This window comes from Mesorhizobium sp. M4A.F.Ca.ET.020.02.1.1 (genome assembly GCF_004022645.1).
Taxonomy (GTDB): domain Bacteria; phylum Pseudomonadota; class Alphaproteobacteria; order Rhizobiales; family Rhizobiaceae; genus Mesorhizobium.
In genome coordinates, this window is record NZ_RZOI01000852.1 from 1 (window position 1) to 2329 (window position 2329).

Below are 2329 nucleotides of genomic sequence, written 5' to 3' on the forward strand. Positions count from 1 at the left end.
CGAAGACGCTGGCGCAATGGCAGGCGCTTGGCGTCGTCAGGGCCAACGGCAAGCCGTTCAAGAACGGCTCCGACAAGGCGACGCTGAAAGTGCCCGACGGCCGCGGTGGGCCAGCCTTCCTGATGATCAAGAATTTCTCGGTCATCAAGGCCTACAACAACGCCGACAAATACGCGCTCGCCGTGGGCCTTCTTGCCGACGAGATCGCTGGTGGCAGCGGCCTGGTGCAGGACTGGAAACGGCCCTTCACCAAGCTGAGCTTCGAGGAGCGGCAGGAACTGCAGCAACGGCTTTCCGAGCACGGCTACTATGACGGCAAGTTCGACGGCAAGATCGGCGAGGGATCGAAAGCCGCCATCATGGCCTTCCAGGCGAAGGCCGGCTTGACCCAGGATGGCTATCCGAGCATGGAAGTGCTCAAATGGCTCCGCAAGAAATAGGACCGCTTCAGGGACGGAGGAAGTGATTGGTTTCGGCTGGGCGCATACGGGCGATCGTTCGTCGCACGCCGATCCTGATCCTGGCCGTTGGCGTCCTGATGGTGGCCGCGGCCAGCGCCTTCCACACGCCCGCCATGGCGCAGGAGGAGCAGAGCCGCGGCTGGTCGCTGCGTGACTTGCTGTTCCCGCGCCGCAGCGAGCGCATCGAGCCGCCGCTCGACATCCAGAAGGCAAGGCCGAAGGCAAAGACCAGGAAATCCAAGCCGCGCCTCCCGGCAGTGCCACAGACGCCGATCGTCGAGAAGACGCCGGATGCCCGCGTCGTGCTTGTGGTCGGCGATTTCATGGCGAGCGGTCTCGGCGAGGGCCTGGACACCGCCTTCGCCGAAAACGCTGGCGTCAGGATCGCGGTGCGCAGCAACGGCTCTTCCGGCTTCGTGCGCGATGATTTCTACAACTGGCCAGAACAGATCAAAACGCTGATCGAGACCGAGAAACCATCGGTCGTCGTCGTCATGCTCGGCTCCAACGACCGCCAGCAGATGAAAGTCGGCGACGTGCGCGAGCAGCCGCGATCCGAGAACTGGACCAAGGAATATGAGCGCCGCACCGATTCTCTGGGCAAGGCCATTGCGGAGGACAAGGTGCCGTTCCTGTGGGTCGGCATGCCGGCCTTCCGGTTGCCGAAGATGACTTCGGACATGCTGGCCTTCAACGACATCTACCGCTCGGCCGCCGAAAAGCATGGCGGCGAGTTCGTCGATGTCTGGGACGGTTTCGTCGACGAGAACGGCGCTTTCGTCACCACCGGCCCCGACATCAACGGCCAGGCGGTGCGGCTGCGCTCGGACGACGGCATCAATGTCTCGAAGGCCGGCAAGCGCAAGCTTGCCTTCTACACCGAAAAGTCGCTGGCCAAGATCCTCGGGCTGGCCGCGCCCGGAAGCGTGACAACGGTCTCCGCGCCGGCCGGCGCCCCGGTCGAAGCGCCGGCGCCCAATGCCGCTCCGATCGTGATCGACCGCACCGTGCCGATGCTGCTCGGCGATCCGGCGCTGGACGGCGGCTCCGAGCTTCTCGGCGCGGCGGCGCCCGCCAAGGCGAATCCGAATTTACCTGGCGAGAAACTCGTCATCGAGGGCAAGGCGCCCGCTGCCTCGCCCGGCCGCGCCGACGATTTCTCCTGGCCGCCGAAAACCCAGCCCGCAACGTCAGCCGCGACACCGGATACGACGACGGCTATCAACCCTTAACGAGGTAAAACGCTCGATCCCATCAGCGCCTCGTCGATCGAGCGCGCCGCCTGGCGGCCCTCGCGGATCGCCCACACCACCAGCGACTGGCCACGGCGCACGTCGCCCGCCGCGTAAAGCCTTTCGACGCTGGTCTTGTAGTCGCGGTCATTGGCCTCGACATTCTTCGAGCGGCGGCTGTCGGTGACGATCCTCATCTGTCCGTCCAGCTCGCTCGCCACGCCGGTGGCGGCCGGCCCGGCAAAGCCGATGGCGATGAAGGCGAGATCGGCGCGGATGACGAATTCGGTGCCGGCGATCGGCTTGCGCTTCTCGTCGACCTCACAGCAGCGGACGCCGGTCAGCTGGCCGTCCTCGCCGATGAATTCAAGCGTCGCCACCTGGAATTCGCGCTCGGCGCCCTCGGCCTGCGAGGACGAGGTGCGCATCTTGGTCGCCCAGTAGGGCCAGACGGCGAGCTTGTCTTCCTTCTCCGGGGGCTGCGGGCGGATGTCGAGCTGGGTGACGCGCACCGCGCCTTGGCGGAAGGCGGTGCCGACGCAGTCGGACGCGGTGTCGCCGCCACCGACGACGACGACATGCTGGCCGCTGGCGATGATCGGATGCGAGGGCCACGCCACCGACTGGATCGGCTCG

General features: G+C 66.0%; 3 protein-coding genes. 2 read left to right on the forward strand and 1 reads right to left on the reverse strand.

All coding sequences use genetic code 11. The features are described from left to right. Window positions 1-440: peptidoglycan-binding domain-containing protein (locus EN742_RS32115; RefSeq protein WP_189375692.1), on the forward strand; the 440-nt coding region annotated here is incomplete at its 5' end. Window positions 441-466: 26 nt separating this feature from the next. Continuing rightward, window positions 467-1693, forward strand: a complete 1227-nt coding sequence (locus EN742_RS32120) for a DUF459 domain-containing protein (protein WP_128333735.1) — start codon at window positions 467-469, stop codon at window positions 1691-1693. Here the strand turns inward: EN742_RS32120 and EN742_RS32125 are convergent. Next, the coding region (locus tag EN742_RS32125; RefSeq protein ID WP_189375693.1) for an FAD-dependent oxidoreductase at window positions 1690-2329 on the reverse strand (640 nt) is incomplete at its 5' end. The two genes, EN742_RS32120 and EN742_RS32125, sit on opposite strands and share 4 nt — an antisense overlap.